The sequence below is a fragment of the Vineibacter terrae genome (assembly GCF_008039615.1).
Taxonomy (GTDB): Bacteria; Pseudomonadota; Alphaproteobacteria; order Reyranellales; family Reyranellaceae; genus Vineibacter; species Vineibacter terrae.
This window is the reverse complement of record NZ_VDUZ01000055.1, coordinates 21,709-44,519: the sequence shown is the minus strand read 5'-3', so window position 1 is coordinate 44,519 and position 22,811 is coordinate 21,709. Positions and strand designations below refer to the sequence as shown.

The 22,811-nt window shown below is 68.2% G+C and carries 20 protein-coding genes; 8 read left to right on the top strand and 12 right to left on the bottom strand.

The features are described from left to right. Positions 1 to 51: 51 nt before the first annotated feature. Positions 52 to 591, top strand: a complete 540-nt coding sequence (locus FHP25_RS33605) for a hypothetical protein (RefSeq protein ID WP_147851368.1) — start codon at positions 52 to 54, stop codon at positions 589 to 591. A 69-nt stretch (positions 592 to 660) separates the two neighbouring features. Next, on the top strand, positions 661 to 1,620 hold the full coding sequence (locus FHP25_RS33600) for a DUF1932 domain-containing protein (RefSeq protein WP_178133978.1): 960 nt from the start codon (positions 661 to 663) through the stop codon (positions 1,618 to 1,620). A 92-nt stretch (positions 1,621 to 1,712) separates the two neighbouring features. On the opposite strand, the gene FHP25_RS33595 is transcribed toward FHP25_RS33600, so the two are convergent. Then, complete coding sequence (locus FHP25_RS33595; RefSeq protein WP_147851366.1) at positions 1,713 to 3,005, bottom strand: adenylosuccinate synthase; 1,293 nt, start codon at positions 3,003 to 3,005, stop codon at positions 1,713 to 1,715. Positions 3,006 to 3,215: 210 nt separating this feature from the next. On the opposite strand from FHP25_RS33595, the gene FHP25_RS33590 reads away from it, so the two are divergent. Next, positions 3,216 to 4,439 carry an ATP phosphoribosyltransferase regulatory subunit gene (locus FHP25_RS33590; protein WP_231712574.1) on the top strand — a complete coding sequence of 408 codons (1,224 nt, stop codon included), beginning with the start codon at positions 3,216 to 3,218 and terminating at the stop codon, positions 4,437 to 4,439. Between the two features lie 205 nt (positions 4,440 to 4,644). Here the strand turns inward: FHP25_RS33590 and FHP25_RS33585 are convergent, their stop codons facing one another. From FHP25_RS33585 to folK, 3 genes are all read right to left on the bottom strand, one after another. After that, positions 4,645 to 6,816, bottom strand: a complete 2,172-nt coding sequence (locus FHP25_RS33585) for a RelA/SpoT family protein (protein WP_147851364.1) — start codon at positions 6,814 to 6,816, stop codon at positions 4,645 to 4,647. Positions 6,817 to 6,956: 140 nt separating this feature from the next. Next, on the bottom strand, positions 6,957 to 7,322 hold the full coding sequence (gene rpoZ, locus FHP25_RS33580) for a DNA-directed RNA polymerase subunit omega (RefSeq protein ID WP_147851363.1): 366 nt from the start codon (positions 7,320 to 7,322) through the stop codon (positions 6,957 to 6,959). 80 nt (positions 7,323 to 7,402) lie between these two features. Next, complete coding sequence (gene folK, locus FHP25_RS33575) at positions 7,403 to 7,909, bottom strand: 2-amino-4-hydroxy-6-hydroxymethyldihydropteridine diphosphokinase (protein ID WP_147851362.1); 507 nt, start codon at positions 7,907 to 7,909, stop codon at positions 7,403 to 7,405. Between the two features lie 198 nt (positions 7,910 to 8,107). On the opposite strand from folK, the gene FHP25_RS33570 reads away from it, so the two are divergent. The 3 genes from FHP25_RS33570 (at position 8,108) to FHP25_RS33560 (ending at position 10,121) form a co-directional block, all read left to right on the top strand. Continuing rightward, a complete protein-coding gene (locus FHP25_RS33570; protein WP_147851361.1) occupies positions 8,108 to 8,725 on the top strand; it encodes a LabA-like NYN domain-containing protein in 618 nt (205 codons plus the stop codon). A 131-nt stretch (positions 8,726 to 8,856) separates the two neighbouring features. Continuing rightward, on the top strand, positions 8,857 to 9,537 hold the full coding sequence (locus FHP25_RS33565; RefSeq protein WP_147851360.1) for a uracil-DNA glycosylase: 681 nt from the start codon (positions 8,857 to 8,859) through the stop codon (positions 9,535 to 9,537). Beyond that, complete coding sequence (locus FHP25_RS33560; protein WP_147851359.1) at positions 9,534 to 10,121, top strand: HD domain-containing protein; 588 nt, start codon at positions 9,534 to 9,536, stop codon at positions 10,119 to 10,121. Before FHP25_RS33565 ends, FHP25_RS33560 begins: the two co-directional genes overlap by 4 nt. Positions 10,122 to 10,267: 146 nt before the next feature. On the opposite strand, the gene FHP25_RS33550 is transcribed toward FHP25_RS33560, so the two are convergent. Then, positions 10,268 to 10,750, bottom strand: coding sequence for a glutathione peroxidase (locus tag FHP25_RS33550; protein ID WP_147851358.1), 483 nt, complete (start codon positions 10,748 to 10,750; stop codon positions 10,268 to 10,270). Between the two features lie 12 nt (positions 10,751 to 10,762). Next, positions 10,763 to 11,560 (bottom strand): 2-keto-4-pentenoate hydratase, encoded by a 798-nt coding sequence (locus FHP25_RS33545; protein WP_178133977.1) that lies wholly within the window; start codon positions 11,558 to 11,560, stop codon positions 10,763 to 10,765. A gap of 135 nt (positions 11,561 to 11,695) precedes the next feature. Between FHP25_RS33545 and FHP25_RS33540 the strand changes: the two genes are divergently transcribed. Next, on the top strand, positions 11,696 to 12,907 hold the full coding sequence (locus FHP25_RS33540; RefSeq protein ID WP_147851356.1) for a YbfB/YjiJ family MFS transporter: 1,212 nt from the start codon (positions 11,696 to 11,698) through the stop codon (positions 12,905 to 12,907). A gap of 81 nt (positions 12,908 to 12,988) precedes the next feature. Here FHP25_RS33540 and FHP25_RS33535 read toward each other — a convergent pair whose 3' ends face one another. From FHP25_RS33535 to FHP25_RS33525, 3 genes are all read right to left on the bottom strand, one after another. Beyond that, entirely contained in the window at positions 12,989 to 15,226 is a 2,238-nt protein-coding gene (locus tag FHP25_RS33535) for a 3-hydroxyacyl-CoA dehydrogenase NAD-binding domain-containing protein (RefSeq protein ID WP_147851355.1), read from the bottom strand. Positions 15,227 to 15,377: 151 nt separating this feature from the next. Continuing rightward, positions 15,378 to 16,589 carry an acetyl-CoA C-acetyltransferase gene (locus FHP25_RS33530; RefSeq protein WP_147851354.1) on the bottom strand — a complete coding sequence of 404 codons (1,212 nt, stop codon included), beginning with the start codon at positions 16,587 to 16,589 and terminating at the stop codon, positions 15,378 to 15,380. 90 nt (positions 16,590 to 16,679) lie between these two features. Next, on the bottom strand, positions 16,680 to 17,819 hold the full coding sequence (locus FHP25_RS33525) for an acyl-CoA dehydrogenase family protein (protein WP_269434420.1): 1,140 nt from the start codon (positions 17,817 to 17,819) through the stop codon (positions 16,680 to 16,682). 219 nt (positions 17,820 to 18,038) lie between these two features. Here FHP25_RS33525 and FHP25_RS41600 point away from each other — a divergent pair, with 219 nt between their 5' ends. Next, entirely contained in the window at positions 18,039 to 19,904 is a 1,866-nt protein-coding gene (locus FHP25_RS41600) for a patatin-like phospholipase family protein (RefSeq protein WP_147851353.1), read from the top strand. Positions 19,905 to 19,936: 32 nt separating this feature from the next. On the opposite strand, the gene FHP25_RS33515 is transcribed toward FHP25_RS41600, so the two are convergent. The 3 genes from FHP25_RS33515 to FHP25_RS33505 form a co-directional block, all read right to left on the bottom strand. Beyond that, a complete protein-coding gene (locus FHP25_RS33515) occupies positions 19,937 to 20,734 on the bottom strand; it encodes a hypothetical protein (RefSeq protein WP_147851352.1) in 798 nt (265 codons plus the stop codon). Positions 20,735 to 20,736: 2 nt separating this feature from the next. Continuing rightward, positions 20,737 to 21,624 carry an EamA family transporter gene (locus FHP25_RS33510; protein ID WP_147851351.1) on the bottom strand — a complete coding sequence of 296 codons (888 nt, stop codon included), beginning with the start codon at positions 21,622 to 21,624 and terminating at the stop codon, positions 20,737 to 20,739. 133 nt (positions 21,625 to 21,757) lie between these two features. Next, entirely contained in the window at positions 21,758 to 22,810 is a 1,053-nt protein-coding gene (locus FHP25_RS33505; protein ID WP_147851350.1) for a phosphotransferase, read from the bottom strand. Between the last annotated feature and the right edge of the window lies 1 nt (position 22,811).

Genomic DNA, 22,811 nt, shown 5'->3' with positions numbered 1-22,811 from the left:
AAGCCGACACCAAGGGCGGGGCGGGTTGGGGAACAGTCATCGGAGCTCAACATGGTCAATCTCGTGCATCGACGGTCCGCCTTGCGCATGGCCGCTGGCGCCAGCCTGCTTACGGCAGGTCTCGCGGCGCCGGCAGCCGCGCAGTCCTTCCCGGCCACCGAGGCCGGGGCACGGGCGCTGCTGGCGCAGTTCCTGCCGGGCTCGACCGCCGACAAGAGCGCGGCGATGAAGCTGCTGCGCCCGACGCAGGCTGACTATCGCACGGTCTACAAGGACCCCCTTGCCGGCAAGATCGAGCAGGCGCACCGCCGCCAGTGGGAGTCCGGCGCCACGCTGGGCGGCAAGCCCGACCAGACCGAGATCCTGCTCGTGCTGGCGCGCACCGACGATCTCATCGATGGCAAGCCGGTGCTGGAGGAGTTCCCGGGCGGCTACAAGCGCGTCACGGGCGAGATGAAGCGCGGGATCGCCATCGCACGCTTCAAGTTCGTGCAGCCCGGCTCGCCGTTGGGCATGGCCTTCGACGGGCTCGTCCACGTGAACGGTCGGTGGGTATTCATCCCGAAGCCCTGGATCGGGCTCGGGTCCTGACCGCGGCCACGCTTGCCTCGCGGTCGCGGCGTGGTGTCTATGGCGCGTCGACACCACTGGGAACATGACATGACCGCTCCGGTACCGATCGCGCCGCTGGCCATCGCCCTGATCGGCTTCGGTGAAGCCGGCGCGGCCATTGCGCGGGGATTGTGCGGCGAGAACGGCTGGCGCAGCCACACGCGGCCCGGCGACAACCGGCCGCGACGCGTGATCGCGATCGACACGGCGCTGGATCGCGATGACCGCGGCCGGGCACTGAGCGCCGAGGCGCGGCGGCTCGACGTGGCGATCACGCGCGACTACGTCGCAGCGCTGCGCGAGGCCGACCTGGTCTTCTGCGCCGTGCCGGGCGAGAATGCGCTGGAGGCGGCGCAATCCGCGGCCCCCCTGCTCAGGCCGGGCGCGGTCTATCTCGATCTCTGCACCATCACCGGCCGCATGGCCGAGGACGATCGACGCGTGGTGGAGGGTGCCGGCGCGCGCTACGTGGACATCGCGGTGATGGGCACGTTCTTCGGGCACGGCCACAAGGCGCCGATGCTCCTGGCCGGCCCCGATGCCGCCGCTGTGTCGCCGTGGATGGTGGACAACGGTTTTGTAGCGAGCGTGCTCGGCACGAAGCCGGGCAGCGCCTCGGCAGTGAAGATGATGCGCAGCGTCGTGATCAAGGGCCTCGAGGCGCTGGCCGTGGAGTCGCTGGTCGCGGCGCGGCGGCAGGGCATCCTCGAGGAGGTGATGGGCTGCTTCGGCGACCTCGACCTGGTGACGTTCCGCCAGTACGTGACAACCCTGCTCGAGACGCACCTCGTGCATGCCAGGCGGCGCTGGGAAGAGATGGAGCTGGTCGAGCGCACGCTGCAGGAGACCGGCGTCGAGCCGCTGATGACGCGGGCCATCGTGCGCAGCCATCGACGCACCGTCGATGCCGGCATCGCCCCGGCCGATGGCAAGGTGCCGCCGCTCGATATGGCGCTGGAGCTGCTCTCGCGCCAGGCCGTGCGCGGCCACAGTCCCGACAATGAATGAGTGTTTGCACGAATGTATACTTCGTGCGCGGGCGGGCGGCCGACGGCGGACGCCCGCTCCTGCATGTGGATGATCGATGCCGGGTGGCGCCGCTAGTCGGCGAACGGATCCTTCATCAGGATAGTGTCGTCGCGCTCCGGCGATGTCGACAGCAGCGCCACCGGGCTGCCGATCAGCTCCTCCAGCCGGCGCACATACTTGATCGCGGCGGCCGGCAGCTGGGCCCAGGAGCGCGCGCCGCGCGTGCTCTGCTGCCAGCCTTCGAAGGTCTCGTAGACCGGCTCCAGCTTGGCCTGCGCCTGCATGGTGAAGGGAAAGCGCTCGATGGTCCGGCCGTCGAGCTTGTAGGCCGTGCACACCTTCACCTCGGACATGCCGTCCAGCACGTCGAGCTTGGTCAGCGCCACGCCGTCGATACCGTTGAGCTTGACCGCCTGACGCACCATCACGGCGTCGAACCAGCCGCAGCGGCGCGGCCGGCCGGTGACCGTGCCGAATTCGCGGCCGCGATCGCCCAGCCCACGGCCGATGTCGTCGAGCAGCTCCGTCGGGAACGGCCCGTCGCCGACACGCGTGGTATAGGCCTTGGCGATGCCCAGCACATAGCCGACGCTGCCGTTGCCCAGACCGCTGCCGATCATGGCCTGTGCCGCCACCGTGTTCGACGAGGTGACGTAGGGATAGGTGCCATGGTCGATGTCGAGCATCGTGGCCTGCGCGCCTTCGAACAGGATCCGCTTGCCGGCACGGCGCAGCCCGTCGAGGCGTTCCCAGACGTCCTCGGCGAACGGCAGGATCCGGGGCGCGATGTCCAGCAGCTCCTTCAGCAGATCGTCGCGCGACACCAGGTCCCGGCCCAGCCCCTGGCGCAGCGCGTTGTGATGCGCCAGCAGCGTGTCGACCTTGCGCGCCAGCGCCTCGGGCTCGCCGAGATCGCCGACGCGGATGGCGCGCCGGCCAACCTTGTCCTCGTAGGCGGGACCGATGCCGCGCCGCGTCGTGCCGATGCGGATCACGCCGGGCACGTCCTCACGCCAGCCGTCGAGATCGCGATGCAGCGGCAGGATCAGCACGGCGTGGTTGGCCACGCGCAACGTGGCGGGCGTGACCTCGACGCCCTGCTCCTTCAGCCGTGCGATCTCGGACACGAAGTGCCACGGATCGACCACGACGCCGTTGCCGATCACCGACAGCTTGCCCGGCCGCACCACGCCCGAAGGCAGCAGCGAGAGCTTGTAGGTCTGGTTGCCGATGACGAGGGTATGGCCGGCGTTATGGCCGCCCTGGAAACGCACCACGACCTCGGCGCGCTCCGAAAGCCAATCCACGATCTTGCCTTTGCCCTCGTCGCCCCATTGGGCGCCGACCACCGCCACGTTAGCCATTGCATGGTTCCTGCATAGACATGCGCGCAGCGCGCGCACGAAAAACGCCCCTCCCGGCCAGGGGGCCGTGAGGGGCGTGAAGCCGTCTAGCACGCTCCACGGCACGGCGGAACCGATTTTATCCACCCTACGCCAAGCCTGCTGCCGTTGGAACAGATGCCTTCCGTCCCGCCGGCGCTTCCGCTACATCCCGTCCATGGAGGAGATCGTTTGAACGCCGCCGATACACCGCACCGGGGCCTGCTGCCGGCCGGACTGAGCGACATGCTGCCGCCGGAAGCGGCGCGCGAGGCGCGCGCGATGGAGCTGGTGATGGGCCGGCTGGCCGCGCACGGCTATCAGCGCGTCAAACCGCCGCTGGTCGAGTTCGAGGAGTCGCTGCTGGGCGGCCCCGGTGCGGCCCTGTCCAAGGACACGTTCCGGCTGATGGACCCGGTGTCGCAGCGCATGATGGGCGTGCGGCCGGACATGACGGTGCAGGTGGCGCGCATTGCCGTGACGCGGCTCAAGGACGCGGCCCGGCCGCTGCGCCTGAGCTATGCCGGCAACGTCATCCGCGTGCGCGGCTCGCAGCTGCGTCCCGAACGCCAGTTCGCCCAGGTCGGCGCCGAGCTGATCGGACCCGATTCGGCCGAGGCCGATGCCGAGACCGTGCTGCTGGCGGTCGAGGCGCTGCGGGCCGTCGGCGTCGCGAACCTCTCGGTGGACCTCAATCTGCCCACCCTTGTGACCGCCCTATGCCGTGTCCTGGCCCTGCCCGGTGCCGTCATCGCCCGGCTGCGCCGCGCCCTGGAGCGCAAGGACGAGGACGCCGTGCGCCGGGCGCTGGAGACACGCACGGCAACGGACCTGTTCGTCGGCCTGCTGCGGTGCGTCGGACAGGCGGAGCCCGGCATTGCCACACTCAAGGCGCTGGACCTGCCGGCCGAAGCCCGCAGCGAAGCCGAGCGGCTGGCGCTGGCGGTCAGCCTGGTGCGTGCCGCGGCGCCGGACCTGCGCCTCACCGTCGACCCGGTGGAGTATCGCGGCCTGGAGTACCAGACCGGCGTCAGCTTCACCTTCTATGCCCTGGACACCCGTGGCGAGCTGGGCCGAGGCGGCCGCTACCGGGCCGGCTACCCCGAAGACCAGGTGACCGCCGATTCCGCCGTGGTGTCGCTGACCGCGGCAGACGATCTCGAGAGCATCGGCTGCACCGAGCCGGCCACCGGCTTCACGCTCTTCATGGACACGGTCTCGGGCGCCGCGCGCATCGAGCTGGCAGGCAAGCGGCTCTACGTGCCATGCGGCATCGCCTGGGCGGACCTTGCCCAATGGCAACAGGACGGCTTCCTCACGGTGCGCGGCCTGGAACCGGCCACGGACGCTGCAGCAGAAGCGCGCCGGCTGGACTGCACGCACTTCCTGATCGACGGCCGGCCGGTGACGGTGTAGTCGGCTTTTCCTTCTCCCCGGCGCGGCCCCATCTCGGAGCCAACCTCGCTGTCATCCTGAGCGAAGCGAAGGATCTTTTGGGTCGCCGGACCGCACGGGCGTCAGCCTCGAAGCCGTGCGCCGATAAGTCCGGTTCGTGCGAAACGACGGCCCAAGAGATCCTTCGCTTCGCTCAGGATGACAGAAATGTGCTTCGCGTAGGAATTCAAGCCCGCGCGCGTTCGACGGCGTTGATGGCGGGCGTCGCCCGCAGCGCGGCGGTGATGTCGGCAAGGTGCCGCGCGTCCGAGACCTCGATGTCCAGCAGCATGTCGAAGAAATCGGACGAGCGGTTGGTGATCTTCAGGTTGATGATGTTGCCGTCGTTGCGGGCGATCACCGTCGACAGGCTCGACAGCGTGCCGGTGCGGTTCTCTACCGTCACGCGCAGGCGGCCGACATACTTGTTGCCGTGGTCGCTGGTGCTGCCCTGCCAGCCGACATCGATCCAGCGCTCGGGCTGATGCGCGAAGCTCTCCAGCGTCTCGCAGTCGATGGTGTGGATGGTGACGCCCTTGCCGGTCGTGATGATGCCGACGATCCGATCGCCGGGCAGCGGATGGCAGCAGCGCGCGAAATGCACCGCCATGCCCGGGATCAGGCCGCGCACCGCGATCGACGGGTCGTCGATGGGCGTCTCGCCGCCGTCGCGCAGGCGGGCGCGGGCCCGGGCGATGGGCACGACGTCGGCGCTGGCCTTCGCCGGCCGCGACTTCAGGCCAGGATAGACCGCGTGCACGACCTCGCGCGCCGGCACCAGGGCGGCGCCGACGGCCGCGTAGAGATCGTCGATCGACTGCTGCTTGAAGTTGGCCAGCACGTCGTGCAGGCCCTTCTCGGTCATCGCCTCGCCGGCCTCGTTGAAGGCCTTCTGCAGCATCGACTTGCCCAGGCTGAGATACTGCTCGCGCTGCTTCAGGCGCACATAGCGGCGGATCGCCGCCTTGGCCTTGCCGGTGACGACGAAGCGTTCCCAGGTCGGTGACGGCGTCTGCGCCTTGGAGGTGACGATCTCCACCTGGTCGCCGTTCTGCAGCGGCGTGCGCAACGGCACCATGCGGCCGTTGACCTTGGCCCCGACGCAGGTGTCACCCACCTGGCTGTGCACGGCGTAGGCGAAATCGACCGGCGTGGCGCCGCGCGGCAGGGTATGCAGGTCGCCCTTGGGCGTGAAGCAGAACACCTGATCCTGGAACATCTCCAGCTTGGTGTGCTCGAGGAACTCCTCGGGTCCCGCCGCCTTGTCGAGGATGTCGAGCAGGTCGCGCATCCAGCGGTACTGGCGTCCTTCCGTAGCCGCCGCTCCGTCCTTGTAGGCCCAATGCGCCGACGCGCCGTGCTCGGCGATGTCATGCATATCGCGGGTGCGGATCTGCACCTCGATGCGGTTGCCGCGCGGACCGTGCAGGCCGGTATGCAGCGAGCTGTAGCCGTTGGGCTTGGGAACGGAGATGTAGTCCTTGAACCGGTTGGGCACCGTGCGGTAGCTGCCATGCAGGGCGCCCAGCGCGGCGTAGCAGCTCTGCACGCTGTCGACCACGACGCGGAATGCCATGATGTCGGAAAGCTGCTCGAAGGACACGTTCTTGCTGCGCATCTTGCGCCAGATCGAGTACGGCGTCTTCTCGCGGCCGGTCACTTCGGCCTCGATCCCGGCCTCCTTCAGCGCCGCGCGCAGCTCCTCGCAGATGTCGGGCACCAGGGTGCGGCCATGCTCGCGCAGGAACTGCAGGCGGTTCACCACCGATTCGCGGCCCTCGGGATTGAGCTCCGCGAAGGCCATGTCCTCGAGCTGCTCCTTGACGCGCTCCATGCCGATGCGCGAAGCGAGCGGCGCATAGATGTCCATCGTCTCGCGCGCGATGCGCCGGCGCTTCTCCGGATCCTTGATGAAGCGCAGCGTCTGCATATTGTGCAGGCGGTCGGCCAGCTTCACCAGCAGGACGCGGATGTCGTCCGACATGGCGACCACCAGCTTACGGAAGTTTTCCGCATGCTTGGTGTCGTCCGACTGCAGCTGCAGGCGCGACAGCTTGGTGACGCCATCGACCAGCTTGGCGATCTGCGGGCCGAAAAGCCGCTCGATCTCCTCCAGGGTGGCGTCGGTGTCCTCGACGGTGTCGTGCAGCAGGCCGGTGACGATCGAGGCCGAGTCCAGCCGCATGTCGGCCAGCAGGCCGGCGACCTCGACCGGATGCGAGAAATACGGGTCGCCCGAGGCCCGGGTCTGGGCGCCGTGCTTGCGCAGGCCATAGACATAGGCGCGGTTGAGCAGGTCCTCATCCGCCTTGGGATCGTAGGATTTCACCCGTTCGACCAGCTCGAACTGCCGAATCATGCGTCGCGATGACCTCCGGTCATCAATATAACCATCGAAGCGCGACGCTACCATGGCAGGTCCCCGATACCTGCCATCTGAAAGCAAAAGCGCCGGGCGGCGAGGCCGACCGGCGCTTTTGTAGGGCATCGTTGATCGGACTACGGCTGATCGGTGTCGTCGTAATCCTCGGCGGGCAGCGGGCGCGGTTGCGACGCCTCGGCGCCTTGCTGGGCGAGGGTCGCGGCCAGATGCTCCTCGAGCTCCAGCATCTCGTTGCCCTCTTCGGGCTTGTCGACCTCGCCCTCCTTCTGCAGGCCCTTCACGATCTTCTCGTGCAGGACCTCGAGGTCGAGCTTCTTGTCGGCGATCTCGCGCAGGGCGACGACCGGGTTCTTGTCACGGTCACGGTCGACCAGCAGCGGCTCGCCCGAGGAGATGTTGCGGGCACGCTGGGCCGCCAGCATCACCAGATCGAAACGGTTGGGGACCTGCAGGATGCAGTCCTCGACGGTCACGCGGGCCATGAAGCACTCCGGGAACGGGGGAAGGCGGTGGATACAGGCGTGGCCGGCAAATTGCAAGCGCAGGCGGCCTGCTGGGCGGATCAGTCGCTGAGCGGCGCGATCTGCTGTTCCGTCGGCAGCCGCGCGATCAGGGCCGTGATAGCCTCGCCCAGCACAGGATGCCGCCATTGCGGTGCCAGTTCCGCCAGCGGCAGCAGGACGAAGGCACGCTCATGCATTCTTGGATGAGGCAAAGATATTCGCGCACTGTTTTTATTTGAGATTACTACCGAATCGTAATCCAAAAGATCAAGATCAATCCAGCGCGGCGCGTCACGTTCGGTGCGCACACGGCCGAACATATCCTCGATCCGATGCAAGGCCGCCAGCGTCGCCTCCGCACCTAATCCAGTAGTAATTTCCGCTACTACATTGATATACCAGGATTGTCCAGACGGTGGCACTGGGCTGGTCCGATACCAGCGCGACATCCGCCTGGGCACGACCCCGATGTCGGCCAGGCACGACAGGGCACGGCTCAGGGTGCGCCGCGGCGAGCCGTGGCGCGGGTGATCGAGGTTGGCGCCCAGCCCGATATAGATGGCCATGCCCCGACGCCCGCTACGGCAGGAGGCCGGCCCGCACCTGGGGTAGCTCAAAAAATGCGAGCATTTTCAGCAGGTATGTGCCTTGCGAGGGGTCGGTACCGTCAGTTACACTGCTGACAGTGACATGCAGCATTTGCGGCTCCCTATCATGCGGTAGCCGGATCATGTATAAAGTCCCCTCGTGTTGGGAAAGCGACGATGAAAAGTCATTTTTACGCCGAAGAGCGCATCGCCCTCTTCATTGACGGTGCGAACCTCTACTCAGCCGCTCGGGCGCTGGGCTTCGATATCGACTACCGTAAGCTGCTCAAGGTGTTCCGGGACCGTGGACGGCTCGTGCGGGCGTACTACTACACCGCATTGGTCGAGGACCAGGAGTACTCGCCGATCCGACCCCTGGTCGATTGGCTGGACTACAATGGTTATACCATGGTCACCAAGCCGACCAAGGAATTCACCGACGCCATGGGCCGGCGCAAGATCAAGGGCAACATGGACATCGAGCTGGCCATCGATGTCCTGGAGATGGCCGAGCACCTGGACCACGCCGTGCTGTTCTCCGGCGATGGCGATTTCAGGCGCCTGGTCGAGGCGGTGCAGCGCAAGGGCCTGCGCGTCTCGGTGGTCAGCACCATCAAGTCGGCGCCGCCAATGGTGGCTGATGAGCTGCGCCGGCAGGCCGACGATTTCATCGAGCTCTCCGACCTGGCGCCGCTCATCGCGCGTTCGCCCTCCGAGCGCCCTGCCCGGCAGGCACCGTCCGCTGGCGGCCGCGACAACAGCCTCGACGACGAGCCGATGGTGCGATCGGCCTGACACGGCCCGCTTGCACCACGGTCGGGGCCCGTTCGGCCCCCTTGCCTTTTCCAGGTCGAGCCTACGGCATCGGCGCGCGCGGCGCGACTTCGTGCTAGAGCACGGACATCCGATCGTTTGGAAGTGGTTCCGTGGCCTCGCCTGTCCCCGCCCCTGCGCCTGAGCCGTTCACGCCGCCGTCGCGCGACTGCAGCTTCTGCCCGCGGCTGGTCGAATTCCGTCTCCGCCAGCGCGCCGCCTTTCCCGACTGGCACAATGCACCGGTGCCCTCGTTCGGCCCCCTCGAGGCGCGCCTGGCGATCGTCGGGCTGGCGCCCGGCCTGCGTGGTGCCAACCGCACCGGGCGGCCGTTCACCGGCGACTATGCCGGCGACCTGCTCTACGCCACCTTGCTGAGGTTCGATCTCGCCGAAGGCGTCTATCGTGCCGACCCGCATGATGGCCTGCGGCTGAAGGATGCGCGGATCGCCAACGCCGTGCGCTGCGTGCCGCCGGAGAACAAGCCGACGCCGGCCGAGTTCGCCAGTTGCCGTCCCTTCCTGCGTGCCGAGCTGGCATCGATGCCCAACCTCAGCGTCGTCCTGGCGCTGGGCCGCGGCGCCCATGACCAGGTGCTGCGGGTGCTGGGGGTGAAATCCCTGGCCGGCTACCCTTTCGCCCATGGCCGGCTGCACGAGCTGCCCAGTGGCCCGGTGCTGGCCGACAGCTACCATTGCTCGCGCTACAACACGAACACCGGCCGCCTGACCGAGGCCATGTTCCATGACGTCTTCCGCGCCGTCACCGACCGCCTCGGCCGCGCCCGACCATGACGGCCGGCGACGCCCTTCTCGAGGCCGCGCTGGCGCACCACCGCCAGCCGCATCGCGCCTACCATGACGCCCGCCATGTCCAGGAGCTGCTCGAGCTGGCGCAGGTCCATGCGCCGAACCTGACGGAGGCGGAACGGCTGGCGATCCTGTTCCACGATGCCGTCTATGTCCCGGGCGCGCCCAAGGGCGAGAACGAGGGATTGTCGGCGCTGCTGATGCGCGCCACCGTCTTCGCCCTCGCCCATGCCGGCATCGCCCCGGCGCCGGCCGACGCCGTCATTGCCGACGCCGACACCATCATCCGGGCCACCACCCATGCCGAGCCGCCGCCGGCGCTGGCGGCGCGCATGTGCGACCTCGATCTATGGCGGCTGGCGGCGCCCTGGGACGACTTCGTGCGCCATGGCGAGGACATCCGCTACGAGTTCCGCTACCTGCATCCGTCCGACGATGCCTTCTGGGCCGCGCGCCACGCCTTCTATCGCAGCATGCTGCAGAAGCAGGCGCTGTTCGCCACCGACTATTTCCGCGATCGCTTCGAGGCCCGTGCCCGCGCCAACCTGAGCCGCGCGATCGCCACCTGACGGGCGATCGAGCAGCCGTTCGTGTGGACGCTGAAGCTGCGGCGGCCTCTGGCGCGCTGGCCCTGCGGTCGCATCACGCTGCTGGGCGATGCCTGCCATCCGACCCTGCCGTTCCTGGCGCAAGGCGCCGTGCCGGTTTGACGCCGCTATCGGCCTGCCAGCGCCGCCTCGACGGCGCCGACGATCTCCTTGGACGTCGGCGCGACGCGGCTGGGCCAGGCGTCGAGCAGCTCGCCGTCCCTGCCGATCAGATATTTGTGGAAGTTCCACTTGGGTGCGGCGCCCTCGCCGAGCTGCTCGACGATCCAGCGATAGAGCGGATGCGCATTACCGCCGATCACCGCCTGCTTGGCCGTCATCGGGAAGCTCACGCCGAAGCGGGTCTCGCAGAAGCGCTTGATCTCGCCCTCGCCACCCGGCTCCTGGGCGCCGAAATCGTTCGAGGGCACGCCCAGCACGACGAGGCCCTTGGAACCCCATTTCTCGTGCAACTCCTGCAACCCGGCATATTGCGGCGTGAACCCGCAAGCCGACGCGACGTTGACCAGCAGGATCGGACGACCGGCGAAGTCCTTCAACGGCAACGGCGTGCCGTCGATCGAGGTGAGGGTGAAATCGGTCGCCGGCATCGCGGCCTCCTCCTATTCAAATGTCACGCGCGTCTCGCCGATGCCGATGAACTCGGCCACCGCCACGCCCGGGCCAGGGAGGAACTGCGGCGGGTGCGTCGAGCCGGTCAGCACCACGTCACCGGCACGCAATGTCTTGCCGTGGGCAATCAGCTGGTTGGCCAGCCAGGCCAGCGAGGCGAGCGGATGGCCCATCACGTTGGCGCCCGGCCCGCTGGCCAGCTCCTTGCCGTCATGCAGTGAACGGCCCTGGATGGCGGCAAGATCGAGCGACTGCCAATCGGCGATCGGCGGCCCCATGATACAGGCGGCTTGGAGGAATTCGTCGGCAATGCGGCACTTGCCGTCGGCCTTGGCTATGTCGGCGAAGCGGTTCTCGACCACCTCCATGCCGCAGAACAGCGCGTCGATGAACGGCTTGATCGACTCGCGGTCGTACGGCGCGCCACCGGCAGCCACGTCGCGCCCGATGCGCGCCACCACCTCGCATTCGACGCCGTACTTGCGCAGCGCCCCCTTGGGGAAGACAGCGCCCGACGGCTTGATGCCGGACTGATAGACGCCTGCGAAGGCCGGACCGGAAAGGCCGATCGGCTGGTACTGCGCTGGCAGGGTTGCGGCCACCTTCCAGCCGGCGATGCGGTCGCTACCCGACGCGCTCAGGCGCGCATGCACCGCGAACTGCAGCTTGTAGGCATCGGCCTCGGTGCCGTCGGCCAACGCGCCGGGCAGGAAATCGATCGTGGTCTTGCTCTGCCGTGTGGCTGCGATCTTCTCGGCGAGCGCGGCGATATCGGCATCTGTCGTCATCGGGCCATCCTCCATTGTCGGCTGCGACTAACACGCATCGTCTGCGCCGTCACCCCTGCTCGCACCAGCACGCTTGCATGACCGGGTGTTGCCGACGCCATATGGCAGCCCTTCGTGCCCGCCCGGAGCCGCGACTTGGACGCCAGCGCATCACCCCCATCGCGGCTGCAGCCTGCAGCCGCCCTGACGCCGTTCTGGGTCGTGGTCGGGCTGGCCATGGGGCCTCTCGTCACCCTGGGGCTGGCGCGGTTCGCCTATGCGCTGCTGCTGCCGCCCATGCGCACCGCCCTGGATTGGAGCTTCACCGACGCCGGCGCGATGAACGCAGCCAACGCGGCAGGCTATCTCGCGGGCGCCCTCGTGGCGTCCCCCATCGGCCGGTGGCTGGGCGAGAAGCGCACGTTCGCCCTGGGATTGCTGATCACCGATGCGGCCCTCGTCCTCTGCGGACTGACGACGGTGTTCACGCTGCTGCTGTGGCTGCGACTGCTCGCGGGCTTCACCGGCGCGCTGGCCTTCGTGCTCGGGGCAACGCTGGCCACGGCGGCAGCGGCCGGCGGATCACCGGCTCGCGCGCCAACTCTGCTGGGGGTGTATGTCGCAGGCTCCGGTATCGGCATCATCGCGTCGGCGCTGGCCGTGCCGCCGCTGCTGGACGCCATCGGCTGGCGCGGCGGCTGGCTGGCCCTGGGCGGGCTGGGGCTGGTAGCCAGCCTCTATGGGTGGCTGGTGCTGGGCCGTACCCCCGTGCCGCCGACCGCAGCCGATGGCGCGCGCGGTGGCTGGTCATTGCGGCTCATGGCGTGCCAGCTGGTGGCCTATACCTTGTTCGGCGCCGGCTACATCGCCTACATCACCTTCATCATCGCCTTCCTGCGCCACGACCGGGGCTTCTCCAGCAGCGGCGTCACGCTGTTCTGGGCGGTGCTGGGCCTGGCATCGATCATCGCCGCGTTCGCCTGGGGCTCCGTCCTGGGCCGGCTGAAAGGCGGCTGGGGCACCACCGTCACCACCAGCGTGCTGGCCGTGGGCGCGGCCCTGCCCCTGCTGTGGCCGACGCCGGCCGGCGCCTATGCATCGGCGGTCCTGTTCGGCGGCTCGTTCCTGGCGGTGGTGACGGCCGTGACATCGTTCGCGCGCCGGGCAGCGCGGCCGCATGCCTGGACCGCGGCGATCGCGGCGCTCACCATCGCTTTCGGCATCGGCCAGTGCATCGGCCCTGTGCTCAGCGGCGTGCTGTCCGACGGTCCGGGCGGCGTGCGCATCGGGCTATGGCTCTCGGTAGGCATCCTGGCCGCCGCCGCCATCGTCGCAGCGTTCCAGCCCGAGCCGAGGGCCGATCGATGAAGCGACTAGCGTCAACGCTTCACCGCAAAAGAAAGGGCGGCCGCGCGGCCGCCCTTCCCGTCTCGGTCCAGCTGCAACGGCTCACGCCGCCTTGGCCTGCTTGCCGTAGAAGCTCTGGCCCTTGGCGGCCATGTCGCGCAGCAGCTTGGGCACGGCGAACTGCTGGCCGTACTTCTGCGCCAGCGCATCGCATTCGGCGACGAACTGCTTCACCCCGACCTGGTCGATCAGGCTGATCGCGCCGCCGGTCTGCGGCGCGAAGCCCAGCCCCATGATCGAGCCGACATCGCCGTCGCGCGGGTCGGTGAGCACATTGGCTTCCAGGCAACGGGCGGTGTCGACCGCCTGCACGTAGAGCAGCCGCCGCTTGACCTCGTCGACGACGGCCATCTTGTCCGGCCCCTCGCCGTGCGCCAGCTCCTCGCGCTCCTGGAAGTGCTCCTTGAGGCCCGGCCACAGCCGCTTCTTGCCGTCGGCGGGATACTCGTAGAAGCCCTTGCCGTTCTTGCGGCCGAAGCGCTCCAGCTTCTTGACCATCAGCTCCAGGATGTCCTCGGTGCCGCTGGCCTCAAACTTCTGGCCGGCCGCCTCGGCATCACGCCGCGTCTGGTCCATGATCTTGTAGGAAAGGTCGATGGCGACCTCGTCGTTGAGCGCCAGCGGCCCCACCGGCATGCCGGCCAGCCGCCCGCAGTTCTCGATCATCGCCGCCGGGATGCCCTCCTTGAGCATGCGCTGGCCTTCGCTGATATAGGCGCCGCAGACGCGCGACGTGAAGAAGCCGCGGCTGTCGTTGACCACGATCGGGGTCTTGCGGATCTTCTGCACGAAGTCGAGCGAGCGTGCGAGCGTCTCCTGCGAGGTCTTGGCGCCGACGATGATCTCGACCAGCGGCATCTTCTCGACCGGCGAGAAGAAATGCAGGCCGATGAAGCTGGCCGGCCGGACGCTGGCCTCGGCCAGGCCCGTGATCGGCAAGGTCGAGGTGTTGGACGCGAAGATCGCGTCGGCGGCCAGCACCGCCTCGGCCTTCTTCGTCGCCTCGGCCTTGACCTCGCGGTTCTCGAACACCGCTTCGATCACCAGCTGGCAGCCCTTGAGGTCGGCGTAGTCCGCCGTCGCCTTGATGCGGCCCACGATCTCGGCCGCCTGCTCCTTGGTCAGGCGGCCACGGCCGGCGTCCTTCTCGATATCGGCCTGGCAATGCGCCCGGCCCTTGTCGGCCGATGCCTGGTCACGGTCGAGCAGCACCACCTCCAGACCGGCGCGGGCCGAGACGTTGGCGATGCCGGCGCCCATCAGTCCGGCGCCCAGCACGCCGATCCTGGTGTAGGCCTGCTTGGGCACGCCCTGCGGGCGGCGCACCAGCTTGTTGGCATCCTGCAGCCCGAAGAACAGCGTGCGGATCATGCTCTTGGCCACCGGATCCAGCAGCAGCGAGACGAAGTAGCGCGTCTCGATCCTGAGCCCGGTGTCGAACGGCACGTTCAGGCCTTCGTAGACACACGACATGATCGCCTTGGGCGCCGGATAGACGCCGTTGGTCTTGCCCGCGATCATGGCATTGCCGCCGATGAAGGTCTGCACGCCCACCGGGCTCCACACCTGGCCGCCCGGGAAGCCCGGCACCTTGAAGCCGGGACGGTCCCAGGGCTGCACCGCGCGGGCATCGAGCTGCAGGCCCTTGGTCCAGGTCGGCGCCACCTTCTCTGTGCCCGGCGCCATCAGCCAGGCCTTGGCGCGCGCCAGCAGCTCGCCGGCCGGCACCACCTCATGGATCAGGCCCAGCCCCTTGGCCTCCTGCACCTTGAGCTCCTTGCCCTCGAGCAGGACCGGCGCCGAATTCATCACGCCGATCAGGCGCGGGATACGCTGGGTACCGCCGCCGCCGGGCAGCAGGCCGAGCTTCACCTCGGGCTGGCCGATCTTGGCCTTCGGGTTGTCGGCTGCGATGCGGTGGTGGCAGGCGAGGCAGATCTCGAGCCCGCCGCCCAGCGCCGTGCCGTTGATGGCGGCGACCCACGGCTTGCCGCCGGTCTCCATGGCGCGGAACATCTTCTGCAGCTGGCCGAACTGGGTCATCAGCGCCGACGCATCCGACGTGTCGACATTGAGCAGCATGTCGAGATCGGCACCGGCGATGAAGTCGGCCTTGCCCGACGCCAGGATCACGCCCTTGACCGCCGTGTCCTTGATCGCCTTCTGCATGGCGTCGGTGAACGCCGTCATCGAGGCTTCGTTGAGCACGTTCATGGACCGCCCGGGCATGTCCCAGGTGATGGTCGCGATGCCGTCAGAATCGACGCTGTAGTTGATCATGTGAATAGCCTCCGTTTACCTCCCCACGCAGTGGGGAGGTGGCCCGAAGGGCCGGAGGGGACCCGACGAGGTCTCGCAACAAGAGCCACCACGTCAGCTCCCCCTCCGGCCTTCGGCCACCTCCCCCAACTTCGTTGGGGGGAGGGAAAAATCAAACCCGCTCGATGATGGTGGCGGTGCCCATGCCGGCGCCGATGCACAGCGTGGCCAGGCCCGTGCCCAGGCCGCGGCGCTCCATCTCGTCGAGCAGGGTGCCCAGGATCATGCCGCCAGTGGCGCCCAGCGGATGCCCCATGGCGATGGCGCCGCCGTTCACGTTCATCTTGTCATGCGCAATGCCGAGCTTCTGCATGTAGCGCAGCACGACGGCCGCGAACGCCTCGTTGAGCTCGTACAGGTCGATGTCCTTGGTCGACATCCCGGCGCGCTTCAGCGCCTTCTCGGTAGCCGGCGCCGGGCCGGTCAGCATGATGGTGGGCTCCGAGCCGATGGATGCGAAGGCACGGATGCGGGCGCGCGGCTTCAGGCCGGCCTTCTCGCCGAACTCCTTGCTGCCCAGCAGGATCGCCGAGGCGCCATCGACGATCCCCGACGAGTTGCCGGCGTGATGGACGTGGATGATCTTCTCGACCTCGGGATAGCGCTGCATCGCCACCGCGTCGAAGCCCGGCATCACCTCGCCGTGCATCTTGAAGGACGGTTCCAGCGATGCCAGCGACTGCATGGTGGTCTGCGGCCGCATGAACTCGTCGTGATTGAGGATCTCGACGCCGTTCTGGTCCCTGACCGGCACCACGGACTTCTTGAAGTAGCCCTTGTCCCAGGCCGCCTTGGCGCGCTTCTGCGACTCCACGGCATAGGCGTCCACATCGTCACGGCTGAAGCCGTACTTGGTGGCGACCAGGTCGGCCGAGATGCCCTGCGGCACGAAGTACATCGGGATCGCCACGGCCGGATCGACCGGCCACGAGCCGCCATCCGAGCCCATCGGCACGCGCGACATCGACTCCACGCCGCCGCCGATCACGGCCTGCGACTGGCCCGACATCACCTGCGCGGCCGCCATGTTGGTGGCCTCCAGGCCCGAGGCGCAGAAGCGGTTGACCTGCACGCCGGCCACGGTCTCGGCGAAGCCTGCCATCACCGCGGCGGTGCGGGCGATGTTGGATCCCTGCTCGCCGACGGGCATGACGCAGCCCAGCACGACGTCGTCGACCAGGCCGGTGTCGAGCTTGTTGCGGTCGCGCAGCGCCTGCAGGGCCGTGACAACCAGGCGGGTCGGCGTCACCTCGTGCAGCGATCCGTCCTTGCGACCCTTGCCGCGCGGCGTGCGCACGGCGTCATAGATGAAGGCTTCGGTCATGTGCTCGCTCCTTCTTTCTTCCCGATGCGGGCCCCGCCGGCCCGCCGATGCTGTTGCCAAGCAAAGCGCGCCTGCCCGGCGCGCTGCAAATCACAAGGTGCGGCCGATGAGCTCCTTCATGATCTCGTTGGTGCCGCCATAGATCTTCTGCACCCGGCTGTCGGCGTAGAGCCGCGCGATCGGGTATTCCCACATGTAGCCGTAGCCGCCGTGCAGCTGCAGGCATTCGTCGACGACCTCGCATTGCAGGTCGGTGGTCCAGTACTTGGCCATCGCCGCGCCGGCGACGTCGAGCTCCTTGCGCAGGTGCTTGGCGACGCACTCGTCGACGAACACGCGCGCCACCGTCGCCTTGGTCTTCAGCTCGGCCAGCTTGAAGCGCGTGTTCTGGAAATCGATGATCGGCTTGCCGAAGGCCTTGCGCTCCTTGACGTAGGCGATGGTGTGCTCCAGCGCCGCCTCGATCGCCGCGATCGCCTGGACCGCGATCACCAGACGCTCCTGCGGCAGCTGCTGCATGAGCTGGATGAAGCCCATGCCTTCGCCGCCGAGCAGGTTCTCGGCCGGCACACGCACGTTGTCGAAGAACAGCTCCGAGGTGTCCTGGGCCTTCAGGCCGACCTTCTCGAGGTTGCGGCCGCGCTTGAAGCCCGCCCGGTTGCCCTCGACGCAGATCAGCGACGTGCCCTTGGCGCCGGCGCCGGGGTCGGTCTTGCAGACGACGATGATCAGGTCGGCGTTCTGGCCGTTGGTGATGAACGTCTTGGCGCCGTTGATGACGTATTCATCACCGTCCTTGCGCGCCGAGGTTCGCACCGACTGGAGGTCCGAGCCGGTGCCGGGCTCGGTCATGGCGATGGCCGTGATCATCTCACCGCTGATCATCTTCGGCAGCCAGCGCTGCTTCTGCGCCTCGGTGGCGTAGTGCCGGATGTAGGGCGACGTGATGTCGTTGTGCAGCGAGAAGCCCGGCCCGGTGGCCAGCACCCTGCCCTGCTCCTCGATCAGGATGACGTTGTGCAGCCAGTCGGCCCCGGCGCCGCCGTCTTCCTCGGCGACGTCCATGCACAGCAGCCCCTGCTCGCCGGCCTTGCGCCACAGCGCCTTGGGCACGATGCCCTCTTCCTCCCACTGGGCGTGGTACGGCTTCACCTCCTTTTCAAAGAATCGACGACAGGTGTCCCGGAACATCGTGTGTTCCGGCGTGTACAGGCTCGCCAGGGCGGTCACCTTGCTTCGCTCCCAAATCTATTGGTTCGACGATACGGCGGCATGTCGCCGTGCTCCAAGTCACCATGGTCCGCCACGCCGCCTGCGTCCAGCCCGTGACATCGATGCATCGAACCTTAGTTTACGTTTACGTTAACGTCAACCATCCAGCGCCCTGGTCCCTGGCGGCTTCGACAAGGTTTTGCGGTCGCCCCGGCCTGCCCGTACGCTGGCGCCGTCATGAAGGACGTGTTCCTGATCTTCGAGGGTGGCGGCGCCAAATGCATCGCGCATATCGGCGCGCTGAAGGCGCTGGAACGCAAGGGTGTCAGGATCAGGGGTGTGGCGGGCACGTCCGCCGGCGCCATGATCGCGGCGCTGGTGGCGGCCGGCTACCGGTCCGAGGAGTTGTTCAGCGTCGAGGGCCAGACGACGGGCGTCAGTCCAGTCCTGCGCAGCGTCGGGCTGTGGGGTGCGCGCGACCTGTTCCGGCGGCGGGACCTGATCGCGCTCACGCTGGTGATCCGGCCGCTGGCGGCGATGGGGCGGTGGGCGGCCATCGTCATCGCCGGACTGGTCGTGATCGGCTTCGCCGCCGCCGGCTACTGGGCGCACACCTGCCTGACCTGCGGCATCGCGGCTTTCCTGATCGAGATCGTGCTGCTGCTGCTGGCGCTGCACAGGCTGCTCTCCGGCCTGGCGTCACTCGACCGCCTGCGCAACAAGCTCGACGAGGCGCTGCGCCTGCGGCTGGGACTGATGGATGGGCCGCAGCGGTCGGCAACGTTTCGCGACCTGCGGCAGCGCGGGCGGCCGCTGCGCATCGTGGCCACGAACGTCGATCGCGGCACCCTGCGGCTCTTCTCCGACAAGACGACGCCCGACATGGCCATCGCCGATGCGGTGACGGCGTCGATGGCGGTGCCCCTGGTGTTCAAGCCGCGGCGCATCGACGGGCAGCGGCATGTCGACGGGGCACTGGTCAGCAACCTGCCGGCCTGGACATTCGACGAGGAGCGGCAGCTGTTTCCCGACACCGCGACCATCGCCTTCGAGATCGCCGATCCGCGCAGCATCGGCGAAGCGCCGGGCGGCAACGGTGTGCCCTCGCTGCTGGCCGGCATCGCGCGCTCGACGCTGTTCGGCGCCACGGTGCTGGAGCGGCGCGCAACCGCCCATCTGCAAGGCATCGCGCTGCAGACCGCGGTCGGGCTGCTGGACTTCGACCTCTCTCGTCCACACGTCGCGCGCGCCATCCGCAACGCCCAGGCCTTCACCGAGGCCGAGCTCGACTTCCGGCTGGTCGACCTGCCGCGTCACTATCGCCAGGCATGCAAGGACATCCATGACGGCGTGCACACGCTGCTGGCCCACAGCCCGCGCGTCGGCGACTGCCCGCTGCCGCTGCACGAGCGCATCATCCGCGTGAACATCGCCTTCCAGGAAGCCGGGAGCCTCGATTCGCTGCGCATCCACCACGGCTACGGCATGGACGGCTACGCCGACAACGACCTGCTGCTGCCGATCACCGGCTCGCAGGCCGGCGACGTGTATGTGTCGCAGATCGCGCGCGTGTTCGCGGTGCAGCCGGACGGCGGCCATCATTGGCTGGACGGCGACGAGAACCGGCATCGCCGCCAGCTCCTGTGGCCCGGCATGAGATGGATCTTCGCGATTCCGATCTCGGTCTACGATTCCGGCCGGGCGCCCGACGAGCTGCGTCCGGCCGTCCTGCACATCGATAGCAACGTGCCGGTCGAGTACTTCGACCTCGAGCTCACCGAGGACCAATGGAATTGGTACGGCCGGCGTTTCGGCGACGTCATCGAGCTGGTGGATCATGCCTTGCGGCAGCTGCCCTATGACCGCGCGCCCGGCACCGGCCGCATGGCCATACCGGACCGCGAGATCACGCTGGACGGCATCGTGCCGGCAACGCGGCCGACGGCGCGCGGCAAAATGGTCCTCGCCGCCGCCGATGCCTATGCCGCGGCCAGCGAACGCCGGCTGGCCGCCGACATCGAGGCCACGCTCGACCGGCGCGCCGCCGCGATCGAGCGGATCCAGGGCGACGAAGCCAGCAAGCGCTGGCTACGCCGCCGTTGAGCCTGCGTGCTGGACGGCACGCGCCCACGAGATCACTGCAGCGCGCGCTTAAGGCGGAAGGCCACCTCGCGACCTGACGCGCCGGGCGCGACAGCAGATGCGTTGACGATGCGCAGCAGCATGCGGTCGTAGGTCAGCAGCTGGGCCTCGGTATATTGCTTCTCCAGGCCCCAGTTCAGCGGCGCGATCTCCAGCTTCCACGAGGCGTAGCGCAGGAATTGCGGAAAATCGAAGGGCTTGCAGGCGTTCAGCCGCGGGTTGCGGCTGCTGTTCTCAGTGTAATGCTTGCCGTCGAAGACATAGGCCCGCTCGATGGTCTTCTTGCTGGTGTCCGAGAGCTGCCAGGCTTCCCAGCGTTTGGGCCCTTCGGTCGGCGGATTGCGCAAGGTCTCTGTCAGGTTGAGGGGCGCCGCCTCGCGAAAAGCCTTCTCCGCCGCCGGTGCCGCCGCCAGCTCGAGCAGGATCTTGGCCTGCGCCGGGTCGGCGGCGCGCGTGAAGCGGATGCCGCTATCGCGCGACAGTTCCGCCAGCGACTGATCAAGCAGCGCCGACGTCTTGCGGGCGCAGGCACGATCCAGCCCGGCGCCCATCACCAGCGCCACCGGCACGTCCTGCGGCGCCCATCGGTAGAAGGACGGCACCGGCTCCAGGATGCGGTCGAAATCGGCCGGCACGAGATTGAGCGTGGCCATGTCGGCGCGGATGGCGGCCACCGGGAACGTGCCGGAATCCGGTCCAAATCGCTCGGCGCAAGCGCCCAGCAGCGCCATGGCGCCGGCGATGACGATCATTTTCGACGGGGTCAGCAACTCGGTCTCTCCTTTGTCCATGCTTATCTCGGGCCTGTCGCGCCGTGGAGCCGCTGCCATATAGTGTGCAGAGGAAGCGCAACGATTGCCAGTCCACCGACGATCAGCGCCATGCCGCTGAAGCGCAGCGGGCCGAAGCGCTCGCCGAAGGCCAGGAAGGAAACGACAGCGCTGATCACTGGCACCAGCAGCGCGAAGGGCGCCACGGTCGAGGCCGGATGCCGGGCCAGCAGATAGGCCCACATCCACCAGGCCAGCAGCGTGGCGGCGATGCCGAGATACGCCAGCGCCACCCAGCCTGCCCATGATGCCGAGGCCAGCGCCGCCAGCACGCGCATCGGTCCTTCGGCCGCGGCGCTCAGGCCCAGCGACGGCAATGCCGCCACCAGGCTCAGCCACGCGATCATCGGCGACATCTCGACCGCCCTCACCCGCTTGTAAATCACGTTGCCCAGCGCCCAGCTGGCGCCGGCGCCGACCGCCAGGACGAAACCGGTGGCGGTGACATCGCCGCCGATCGACAGGCCGACCAGCCCCAGGCCGGCCAGCGCCGTGAGCATGCCGGCGACCTGCCGCCGTGTCGGCCGCTCGCCGATCGCCAGGGCGAAGAGGATGGTGAACGGCGCCTGCATGTGATCGAGGACGGCGGCGATGCCGGGTGCCAGGCCGGCCGCCATGGCGCTGAACAGCAAGGCGAACTGCGCCACATACCAGCTCCCGGCGATCGCCAGCATCAGTGGCCAGGACACTGCCGGCCGCGCCAGCCACAACACCGGCACGGCGGCGATCAGGAAGCGCAGCCCGGTCAGCAGCAGCGGCGGGAACGACTCGAGGCCGATCCGAATGGCTGCGAAATTGAAGCCCCAGATGACGGCAACGATCAGCGCGAGCACGATATGGGTGGGAGGCATGACGGATTTCTGATCGCCGCGGGGGCGCGACGATATCCGCCAGGCGGGCCAAAAGCGAGCCGGCTGTCATCCCGACATCTTCACTGTCACCCCTCGCTGCGTTCGGGGTGACAGTCCTGCTTTGCAGTCGCTTCTATGACACCAGGCTCCAGGCCAGCTCGGCGCGCTGCCGGGCGGCGTCACGGCTGCGCACCGCGTCCGGCGAGGCGGCGGTGCCGTCGAGATGACGCTTGTAGACACCCTGGGCGATGGCGGCGAGGCGGAACAGCGAGAACGCCAGGTAGAACGTAAAGTGCTCGACGCGGCTGCGCCCGGTGCGGGCGCAGTAGGCGGCCACGTAAGCGGCTTCCGACGGGTGGCCGCTGGTGCTCAGATCGGCGCCGGCGAAGCCATGTGGCGGGGTGTCGAAATGGTAGCCGATGCAGTTGTAGGCCAGGTCGCACAGCGGATGGCCCAGCGTGCTGAGCTCCCAGTCGAGCACCGCCACGACGCGCGGCTCCGTGGGATGGACGATCAGGTTGCCCAGCCGGTAGTCGCCGTGCACGATCGTGGTCGGGTCTTCGGCCGGTATGTTCGCCGTCAGGAACGGGATCAGGCGATCCATCGCCTCGATGTCGTCGGTCTTCGAGTCCTGGTACTGCCGGGCCCAGCGCGCGATCTGCCGCGCCACATATTGGCCGTGCCGGCCGTAGTCGGACAGCCCGACCGCCTCGACGTCGACTTTGTGCAGCCGGGCCAGCACGTCGTTCATCGAATCGAAGATGGCGGCGCGCTCCGCCGGCGTCATGCCCGGCAATGTCGAGTCGGTAAGGATCCGGCCTTCGACGCACTCCATGACATAGAACATCTGGCCGATGACGCTGTCGTCGGTGCACAGCAGCCGGGTCGTGGGAACCGGCACGCCGGTGCCGGCCAAGGCGCTGATGACGCGGTACTCGCGATCGACCTGATGCGCCGAAGCCACCAGCTTGCCGGGCGGCTTCTTGCGCAGCACCAGATCGCGGCGCTCGCCGCCGGCCATGTCCAGCGACAGCAGGAATGTCGGGTTCGACTGGCCGCTTCCGAACTGGCGCACCTGCAGCGCGCCGCGATAGCCCTCGAGATTGCGTGCGAGGTAGCGGTCGAGCGACGCCTCATCGAAGCGATGCCGGGGCGCGACGGGCAGTGTCTCGGCGGTGACGGCCATG

Excerpts from the sequence above, each read along its gene's own strand:
- FHP25_RS33505 (WP_147851350.1), bottom strand. The coding sequence starts at position 22,810 with ATGGCCGTCACCGCCGAGACACTGCCCGTCGCGCCCCGGCATCGCTTC.
- FHP25_RS33515 (WP_147851352.1), bottom strand. The coding sequence starts at position 20,734 with ATGGACAAAGGAGAGACCGAGTTGCTGACCCCGTCGAAAATGATCGTC.
- FHP25_RS33530 (WP_147851354.1), bottom strand. The coding sequence starts at position 16,589 with ATGACCGAAGCCTTCATCTATGACGCCGTGCGCACGCCGCGCGGCAAG.
- folK (WP_147851362.1), bottom strand. The coding sequence starts at position 7,909 with ATGGCCATCTATATCGGGCTGGGCGCCAACCTCGATCACCCGCGCCAC.
- FHP25_RS33595 (WP_147851366.1), bottom strand. The coding sequence starts at position 3,005 with ATGGCTAACGTGGCGGTGGTCGGCGCCCAATGGGGCGACGAGGGCAAA.
- FHP25_RS41600 (WP_147851353.1), top strand. The coding sequence starts at position 18,039 with ATGAAGGACGTGTTCCTGATCTTCGAGGGTGGCGGCGCCAAATGCATC.
- FHP25_RS33510 (WP_147851351.1), bottom strand. The coding sequence starts at position 21,624 with ATGCCTCCCACCCATATCGTGCTCGCGCTGATCGTTGCCGTCATCTGG.
- rpoZ (WP_147851363.1), bottom strand. The coding sequence starts at position 7,322 with ATGGCCCGCGTGACCGTCGAGGACTGCATCCTGCAGGTCCCCAACCGT.
- FHP25_RS33545 (WP_178133977.1), bottom strand. The coding sequence starts at position 11,560 with ATGACGACAGATGCCGATATCGCCGCGCTCGCCGAGAAGATCGCAGCC.
- FHP25_RS33535 (WP_147851355.1), bottom strand. The coding sequence starts at position 15,226 with ATGATCAACTACAGCGTCGATTCTGACGGCATCGCGACCATCACCTGG.
- FHP25_RS33600 (WP_178133978.1), top strand. The coding sequence starts at position 661 with ATGACCGCTCCGGTACCGATCGCGCCGCTGGCCATCGCCCTGATCGGC.
- FHP25_RS33585 (WP_147851364.1), bottom strand. The coding sequence starts at position 6,816 with ATGATTCGGCAGTTCGAGCTGGTCGAACGGGTGAAATCCTACGATCCC.
- FHP25_RS33560 (WP_147851359.1), top strand. The coding sequence starts at position 9,534 with ATGACGGCCGGCGACGCCCTTCTCGAGGCCGCGCTGGCGCACCACCGC.
- FHP25_RS33550 (WP_147851358.1), bottom strand. The coding sequence starts at position 10,750 with ATGCCGGCGACCGATTTCACCCTCACCTCGATCGACGGCACGCCGTTG.
- FHP25_RS33605 (WP_147851368.1), top strand. The coding sequence starts at position 52 with ATGGTCAATCTCGTGCATCGACGGTCCGCCTTGCGCATGGCCGCTGGC.
- FHP25_RS33570 (WP_147851361.1), top strand. The coding sequence starts at position 8,108 with ATGAAAAGTCATTTTTACGCCGAAGAGCGCATCGCCCTCTTCATTGAC.